A 9019-nucleotide genomic window follows, 5' to 3' on the forward strand; every position below is an offset into this window, starting at 1 on the left:
CAAAGTAGATGGCATTGGGCTTGCGCCGCTCCGCTAGGAAAGTGTCAATCTAGGCAAGATGGAGTGTCTGTTCTTCCGTTTCATGGTTGGATGATTCCAATTGCATCAATTGGACGATTTATCCTAAACGTATCGAAGGGGGGGTGCGGCGACTCCGTGTCGACGCTGTCGAGTCGCCAGTCCTGCGTTCGATGTCGCGCCAGGAAACAGCGGTCGCTCAGACCGCGACGACCAATCTTTGATGTAGCGATACAAACTTATGACTGCGACCCTAAATCCTCTAAAACGCCACCCTGGTACGACGTGTTCGATTGCGTTGCGATTGATTGGCGTGTGCACGATCTGGATCGCATGCGGCGCAAGCACTAGCATCGCTCAGGTTCCACAACCATCAACGTCCCCGATCCCTCAAGGTCCTGGTGTCCCCCAGGGACCAGGGGCGGGAAATTTCGCTGGCGATATTCCTCCCGGAATCACTCAACCGCCCGGTGCCACTCAACAGCCCGGTGCCACTCAACAGCCCGGTGCCACTCAACAGCCCGGTGCAGCTCAACCACTCGATCCGCTGCAAAATTTTGGCGGACCAGCCGCGGGCGACTTCGATCCGTCTCAGTTTGATGCTGGACCTGGGTTCTCGGACTTTGGAGCCACGCGAGGTTCGTATGCGTTCGACCCCACCATCATTGGCGACTTCTTTGGCGGCGGTTTCTCGAGCTTCCAAGGCACGCAAACAGTCACGTTTAACCAATTGCTCTCGGGCAGCATACAGTCCGGCAGCCCAGGTTCGGCAAACTCGATCATCGCATTTGAAGTCGGCGGCGACTTTCCCCACGACGATATCTTCACCACCGGCACCGGACTTGATAGCTCGGGCAATGGTAGTATCGACACGTTCTTTCTGGCCGAGCCGCTGCCTTCATCGGATGCCCCCACGTCGCCCGGTCCCGGTTTTGTTTTTGACCCCAGCACGGCGACCGCCGTTCACGCTGACGGGGCTGCAAACCCGCCGCCGGGAACTCCTATCATCTACACCGATGGCGACAACTGGTTTGTCACTTACCAATACAATGGCCCGGTGGGCGGAACTCACACTGAGTCGATCCCTGTTCCAGGGCCTGGCGTTTCCACACGCCGCGTCAAAGTTGCCGAAAACTTCTCGCCCGCTGTCCGTCATCGGGCTTATCTGAACTATAACTTTTTCAACGATGCTTTTGGTGGACTCGGCGACATCAGTCGCTACACGCTTGGGATCGAGCACGTCTTGCTGAAGGATTTAATTTCGGTCGAAGTCCGATTGCCGACCGCTGCGACCTATGGCAGCACGCAAACACTCGGAGCACGTCAAGATCGCAACTTTGAGATTGGGAATCTAACGATCATTCCCAAGGGAGTGCTGCTGTACGACCGCAACTACATCTGGAGTGCCGGCGTTGGCGTCAGTGTCCCGACGGCCGATGACACGCGATTGCAGAGCAACGGACAAGACTTGTTGGTGGTCGAAAACGAAAGCGTTCACTTGCTGCCGTTTACTGGATTGCTGTATCGCTACAGCGACGACCTTAGCTTCCAAAGCTACATGCAATTGGACATCGCGGCCAACGGCGATCCGATCCGCGGAAACCGAGTGGGCGACACGCTTCCGTTGCTTGGCAAGTTTAACGATTCGACCTTGATGCATCTGGACATCGCGGCAACCAAGTCGATCTATCGAAATCGCAATCGCAACTCGGGTTTGATTCAACAAGCTCTTTTCAACACCGAGCTTCATTACACTGCGACGCTACAGGATTCCGATGTCGTTTCCGCCGGTGGACTTCGCTATGCGAACTTGGCCAGCAACTTTAATATCCTCAACGCTACCGCGGGTCTGCATCTCGTGATCAATGACAAACTTGTCGTCACGCCGGCGATGTCGATTCCACTGCGTGATGGGTTGGACGAGCAGTTCGATTACGAAGCGATGGTGCAGATCAACTATCTGCCGTAGAGATTAGGAAACACCACAAGAAATTGACTGCAACACCACGTTTCGACGCCCTTGTTCTATGTATCCTGCCACTCATCAGCGCAATGCGTTTCTTTCGATCGCATTGCCGGTGGCAGTCGCTTTGCTATCGACAGCGTTTGTCTGTACCCAGATGGCCGTCGCGCAAACGCCTCCGATGCTTGATCTTCCGGTGACGGACCCTAGTGAGGTCGGGGATGAGGTGGGGGAGGCTTCGTCTTCGGACGCCGCTGCCGGCTCAATCCAACCGCTCGATCCGCTGTCAAATTTCGCTGCCCCGAATGCGGGCGGCTTCGATTCGTCGCAATTTGATGCCGATCCAGGATTCTCGGACTTTGCAGCCACGCGAGGATCGTATGCGTTTGATCCCACGATCATAGGCGACTTTTTTGGCGGCGGTTTCTCGAGCTTTCAGGGCACTCAAACCGTAACGTTTTCTCATTTGCTGCCCGGCACGATCTTACCGGGAGGCGGCGTTGGATCGCCGAATTCGACCATCGCGTTCGAAGTCGGAAACGACGTGCCGCACAACGACATTTTCACAACCGGCACCGGATTCGACAGTTCCGGAAACGGCAGTATCGATACGTTCTTTCTGGCCGAGCCGCTGCCCTCGTCGGACGCCCCGACCTCGCCCGGACCTGGATTTGTGTTTGACCCCAGCACTGCCACCGCAGTCCATAGCGCCGGCGCCGCCAATCCTCCGACCCAGAACGAGTCGCCGAACGTTTATTTTGATGGTGATAAATGGTTCCTCACCTACAGCTATACCGGCGAAGTCGGCGCAAGTGGCACCGCGTCGATTCCCGTTCCCGGTCCTGGGGTTTCCACGCGACGAGTCAAAGTCGCTGAGAATTTTTCTCCGGCGATTCGTCATCGTGTTTATGTGAACTACAGCTTTTTCAACGACGCCTTTGGTGGGCTTGGTGACATTAGTCGCTATACGCTTGGAGTCGAAAAGGTGTTGTTTAAGGATTTGATCTCGATCGAATTCCGCTTGCCAACCGCGGCAACGTACGGCAGCACGCAAACATTGGGAGCACGGCAAGACCGCAACTTTGAAATCGGAAATTTGACGATCATCCCCAAAGCAGTACTGAAATCCGATACACATTACATTTGGAGTGCCGGGCTTGGCATTAGCGTCCCCACCGCCGATGACACTCGGCTGCGTGACAGCAGCGGTCAAGATTTGTTGGTCGTCGAAAACGAAAGCGTCCACCTGCTACCATTTTCGGGACTACTTTACCGCGTCAACGAAGACGTCACGCTACAAACCTATATGCAACTTGACATCGCTGCTAACGGCGATCCGATACGCGGAAACCGGTTCAACAATACGCTTCCCGTGATTGGCAAGTTTACGGATTCGACGTTGATGCACTTGGACGTTGCAGCCACGCAATCGATTTATCGCAACCAAGATGGTGACGCGGGTTGGATTCAACAAGTGCTACTAAACACGGAATTGCATTACACTGCGACGCTACAAGATTCGGACATGGTTTCGGCAGGCTCACTTCGTTACAGCAACTTGGCCAACCACTTCAACATCGTCAACGCCACCACGGGCTTTCACTTGCTCGTCAACGATAAACTCGTGGTGACTCCAGCGATTTCGATTCCGCTTCGAGATGGATTGGACGAACAATTTGATTACGAAGCGATGGTCCAAATCAACTACATGCCCTAGAAACCAAAGATCAGAACAGTCCCGCTGCAAACAGGTCGTCGACTGCCGCCGTCCGCTCATTTGCATCATCGTCGGTGGCAAACCAAAGACTTTGCTCGCCTTGATGATCTTCCGCGGACTGATCGCGATTTTCATTCAGATGATTGATAATCAGCAGGGCATCCAGCGGTGACGTGGCACCATCCAAATTGATATCCGTGGCCGCACGGACGCGAGCCAATGTTTCGCCAGCCAATGTTTCGCCCGCCAATGATTCACCTTCGGCGGTGCTTTGCCGATTGAGTTGATTGATGATGACCAACGCATCATTTGCGGTAACTTCACCGCTGGCGTTGACGTCCATTCGCGATGAAACGCTGAAACCAGGGACGACACGGGGGAAGGTGTAATCGACGCTAACCGAGCTTTGATCGACAACAATTGATTCTTCGGCCACTTGCAACTTCAGCACCGTGACCGTGCTGGGCAACAACGGATCGGGGGTGTTTCCGGCGACCGAACGGCGATACAGGTTGGCCACAGCGATCTCGTCGACGCCATCTTGATCGAAATCAGCGACGCTTATGTCGATGGGGTTAAAGACGCCCTGAATCGATTTGACCAAACTGAAATTTCCGCCGTCATCTCCCACAAAGATCTCGATCAAATCATTGCTATTGCTGGCGACAACGACATCGAGTTGTGAATCGCGATTGAAATCGCCCACGGCAAGCTTGGACGCTTTGGCGGTCACCGCAGTGCTAGAGACCAAGCGAACTTGGCCGCTGTCGAGCCGCAGAACACGAAGCGTTTGACGTTGATCCAAGGCCAATATTTCCGATTGTCCATCGCCATCGATATCCGCCAACATCACGTCAACATACTTGCTGGTCAAATTGGCATCGGATTCACCGTCCTCAAGCGGCGAGAAACTGCCATCGCCGTTGTTCAATAGGATGCTGATCTCGCTGACGCTATCGCCACTGGACGCACCACTTTCAAATGTCGTGTCGTAACCAATTCCGACGACGACGATATCGTTGTCACCGTCGCCATCGACGTCCCCCGTTGCGATCGATGAAATCTGTGACGCGTCGACAGACAATTCTTGTGGGGCAAAGCGTCCATCGGGAGCGAACAGCGTCAAGCTAGATTCGCGAAACGATGCGGCAACCACGGTCGGCAAACCGTCACCGAAATCGTCAACCGCCACATCAATCGCACCGGCAGCGATCGGAAACGATTCGTAGGAACTGTTGCCAAAGTAAACTTGTCCTCCCTCGCTCGGTACGCCAATCGCGGCAACCGCGATCAGCGGAGCAGCCAAACTGTTTGCCGATGCCGGGGGATAGGCGAAGACTGATTGAGGCCGATTATCCAGCGTGATTTCGCGTAGCAGCGATAGGTTTCCACCGACTACATCGATCACGCTGAGCGTGCCTGACAAATCGCTGGCCACCACCATCTCGAGGTCGCCGTCGCCGTCAACGTCCGCGGCGGTAATCGATCGGGCGAGTAGGCCTGCATCCAATTGGCTACGAATAACACCAGGGTTATCTGGAATCGTTTGGCAGCTCGCGGGAACTTCCGCAACGATCACCGCTTGACCGTTGACCAGTCCGGTAAAGAAATAGTCGCCCATCAAATCGGTCTGCGTCTCGCGTTCGCCGATGTCAAAGCTGCGATCTCCATCGGCATCAATGAATACGCGTCCGCCTACCACCGCTTCGCCACTGTCTTCGCTGCCGTTGCCATTGGCATCACAATAGACATGACCGCCAACTCGCGTCGAGAAGTTAAGAACCACAGTTCCTGTGTCGGTGTCGATACCATCGCTCAATGTGTAAGTAAACGAATCACTCAGCCCGACAAAGCCCGGATCCGGTGTGATCGTGATGATGCCTCCGACGAACGAAATCGTGGCGCCGGCAACCGTGGTGGCCGGCAGATCCAAGATACTTAATGTCTGGTTCGATTCGTTGGCCGCACCGACAAAATCGTTGGATAGCAGGTCCGTTTCTTGGATTGTAAACGCTTGTCGCGTCGCGACATCGACGACATCGTTGCCGGCAATCGGCGGATCATTGATCGCGATGACATCGACACGGACGGTCGCCGAAGCGGTCTGGCCCGCGCCGTTGCTGACGGTGTAGGTGAACACATCGAGCCCAAACTCATTCAGATTGGGCAAATAGTTCAGTCCGCTGCCGCCTGCTGCGATCGTCACATCGCCCAGACTTGCTGCGGTGACGGCGATGACGGTCAACGTGCCGGTGGGCAGGTCGTTGGCGAGCACATCAATGAACGTTAACGGGTCGTCTTCGTCGATGCTTACCGCATCATCCACCGCTGTAACGATGACCGGCGGCACGGCGAGTCGTTCGAACGCCCCGATGTCGGGAAACGCTTGGTTGTCACCATCGCCATCTTGAGGCCGAACCGTCCCCCGTGCGTCCACGAGAACTTGGGTGTTGCGTGCAGCATCGATCGCCGGACTTTGCGCCGCGAGTTCCCGAGTAAAAACCGGTCCGCCATTGTCCTGCAGCGGTCCCAATAGCGGGTCGGTATTGTTGAAGTCGCTGGGATCATTAAATCCCATGCTTTGTCCGCTATCCAGATTGCCGCCCAACGAGACAAAGGTGCCGGGCAAGGCAAAGCCGTCGCCACCGGAGAAGATACTCGCCGCGATCGAGATCGGCTCACCTTGCGCGGCAATGTTGGAACCCGAACTGATCGCTTGATTCTCGGCAACGGTCGAGAACAGGATCGAGTGTTGCACCCCTGGGGCACTCGTGCCGACCGCAATCCCACCGCCTTGAAGTCCAGATTGGTTTCCTGTGATCGTCACATTGGTCAGATCAAAACCGGCGTTGTCAAACGCGATTCCACCACCGTCCGAGCCGGATTGATTGTTGGCGATTGTGACGGCCGATGCGGTCAATATCGGGTTGCGAAGATTGCCGAGCAGCCCGATACCGCCGGCTCGACCGCCCGAAGCGGTGTTGGACGAAATCGTCGAGTCGTTGATCACCAGATCGATGTCAATCGCACCGATACCGCCGGCTTCGGTAATCGAGGTGTTGTTGATGATCGTTGACGTGTTGATCGTCATCTGCTGAGTCAACGAATTGCTGACCGCACCGATTGCTCCGGCCCCAGGACTTTGGCCCGCGGTGGTTTGGTTACCATCGAGCACCGAGTCTTCGAGCGTCAGATCGATATTCACTGCGGCGATGCCTGCGGCCGTGGGGGCCTGGTTTTGGCGAATATCGGTGTTGCGAATCGTCACCGTACGGTTGCTATTAGGATCGGCAAGCAACGCCACCGCACCGCCCCCTTGATCGAATTGGTCGCCTTGGCCGAGCACTTGGTTTTGCAGGAAGGACGTCCCATCGATGGTGCCGCTGTAATCGACCGCTTCCAAACCACCGGCTCCGGCGACCGCCGTGTTCGATTCGAACTGACCGCCGCTGACGTCAAACGAGAAGCTGCTCAGCCCGTCGCCGATGATATACAGTCCCCCGCCTCCCGAATCGGATCCCAACGCTTGGTTTGATGTAAAATTGGAATCGGTGACCGTGATCGAAGAGCCTTCGAAATAGATGCCCCCTCCCGAATCACCCGCCATATTGTTATCGACGTCGACGGTATCCAAAATCAACGCCGAATTGAATCCGCTGACATTGACGCCTCCGCCGAGCCCAAAATCGGTATCCGAATCTCCGGTGACATTGTCTTCGATCGTCGAGTTACGAATGGTCAGCGTGCGCGGTTGGTCGGTAGTCGAAAAATCAACGGCCCCGCCGCTACCGGTCGCGGTATTTCGACGGAGGATCGAATCTTCGATGGTCACATCCACACCAGCTTGGATGGCACCGCCAGACGAGGAGAAGCCGGGAAATTGGGCATTGTCATCGGCGCGATTGTCCTGCAAAACCATGTTCTGTAGCACCAGCGAAGCGCTTCCGAACGAGTTGATGGCACCGCCACCGGAACCATCGTTTGCGACGGTGTTCTGGATCGTAAAATTTTGCATCGTCACAATGCTAGGAACACCGGAACCGAAGATATCGAATCCGCGTGAAACGCCACCTCCATCAATCACCACATCCTCAGGACCATTTCCGACACCGATAAAGTCGATATTCTGGTCGGAATCGAGATCGAAGCTTCCAAAATTCGGATCGAGATTGTAAGTGCCTGCTGGGATCTCGATACGGTCCGCCCCTGGATTGCTTTCCGCGGCGGCGATCGCGCCGCGAATGGAACAGGTCCCATTGCCTGGACTGGGGGATGCTGCACAGAAACTAGTTTGAGGATCGATATCGACCACGGTATCAACGACAAACGTCGCCAACACACGACGGTTTTCAAGCGACTCGACCGACAAATGGCGATGGGAACGACGCGCAGCTCGCCGGCCGCGACGCACAGAAAAACGGGGCATGGATCGTCTCAAGGCTAAAGAGTTCCCGCTAAGATTAGGGTATAAAGCTATTGTGAAGCTAATCGGTGGGGTAGGATGCTGCAAGTAAATTGCGTGCCATCATATTTAGTTGTCCCTTTTCCGAATGATTGGGTAGTTTTAAATTCCTGCGAGGCCATTGTAGTGAAATTTGTTGACGTGATCGTCAAACTAGGTAATGAGACCAACCACGTCTACAAGGCGAATTTGCCCTTAGAGATCGGCCGGATGGACCACGGCGAGGAATTGCTGCGAACTCAGAATGTCGGCAATGGCAACTTTCGCCTTGCCGTCGCCCCGATCGATATGATCGGCGTTTCGCGTCGTTCGCTGCGAATCGAAGAAAACGGCGAGGGCGGGCTGCGGTTGGTCAATATCCACTCGACCAACAGTTTCCAAATCAGCGACGAAAATTTGGTCGTCGGCCCTGGCCAATCGCTTTCGGTCTCGGGCAACGTCACCGTCAAATTGCCTCAGCAATTGATCCTGACCTTTACTCTCAAATCGATGAATGCGCCGGTCGAATACGACCGATCGATGCGGACACTCGACGCCGTCGAATCGAGCATGACGCTTGGAACCCAAGACGCGCGGCTTGGTCAGCTGAGAGATGAAAAAAGCGACAAGAATCCCGCGGCGGTCGCGGTCAGCTTGGTCCGTCAAGCATTGACCGTCGTGCAAAAGGCCGCTGGTTCGAACGAGTTTTTTGAAGCGGCGGTGCGAGCGGTCGCCAATATGATCGAACTCGATCGCGCCTACGTGATTTTGTTTGAAAACGAACAATGGACCGTTCGCTCGATGTTCTCGTTCGAATCAGATTCGTCGATCAATTTTACCGACAGCAAAACTGTTGAACCATTGCCCTCGGGCAGCACTC

General features: G+C 55.2%; 3 protein-coding genes and 1 pseudogene. 3 read left to right on the forward strand and 1 reads right to left on the reverse strand.

What is annotated here, in order from left to right; translation table 11 throughout:
* Positions 1–259 precede the first annotated feature (259 nt).
* Together RMSM_RS30930 and RMSM_RS30935 are read left to right on the forward strand one after the other, a co-directional pair.
* Positions 260–1987, forward strand: a complete 1728-nt coding sequence (locus tag RMSM_RS30930) for a hypothetical protein (protein ID WP_052031890.1) — start codon at positions 260–262, stop codon at positions 1985–1987.
* A gap of 58 nt (positions 1988–2045) precedes the next feature.
* On the forward strand, positions 2046–3698 hold the full coding sequence (locus RMSM_RS30935) for a hypothetical protein (RefSeq protein WP_008706828.1): 1653 nt from the start codon (positions 2046–2048) through the stop codon (positions 3696–3698).
* A 10-nt stretch (positions 3699–3708) separates the two neighbouring features.
* Here the strand turns inward: RMSM_RS30935 and RMSM_RS30940 are convergent, their stop codons facing one another.
* A complete protein-coding gene (locus RMSM_RS30940) occupies positions 3709–8124 on the reverse strand; it encodes an Ig-like domain-containing protein (protein ID WP_040770396.1) in 4416 nt (1471 codons plus the stop codon).
* Positions 8125–8286: 162 nt separating this feature from the next.
* On the opposite strand from RMSM_RS30940, the pseudogene RMSM_RS30945 reads away from it, so the two are divergent.
* A pseudogene (locus tag RMSM_RS30945) lies at positions 8287–9019 on the forward strand (hypothetical protein); the annotation flags it as partial.

Origin of the sequence: Rhodopirellula maiorica SM1 (assembly GCF_000346295.1) — a bacterium.
Lineage (GTDB): Bacteria > Planctomycetota > Planctomycetia > Pirellulales > Pirellulaceae > Novipirellula > Novipirellula maiorica.

Excerpts from the sequence above, each read along its gene's own strand:
- RMSM_RS30935 (WP_008706828.1), top strand. The coding sequence starts at position 2,046 with ATGTATCCTGCCACTCATCAGCGCAATGCGTTTCTTTCGATCGCATTG.
- RMSM_RS30940 (WP_040770396.1), bottom strand. The coding sequence starts at position 8,124 with ATGCCCCGTTTTTCTGTGCGTCGCGGCCGGCGAGCTGCGCGTCGTTCC.
- RMSM_RS30930 (WP_052031890.1), top strand. The coding sequence starts at position 260 with ATGACTGCGACCCTAAATCCTCTAAAACGCCACCCTGGTACGACGTGT.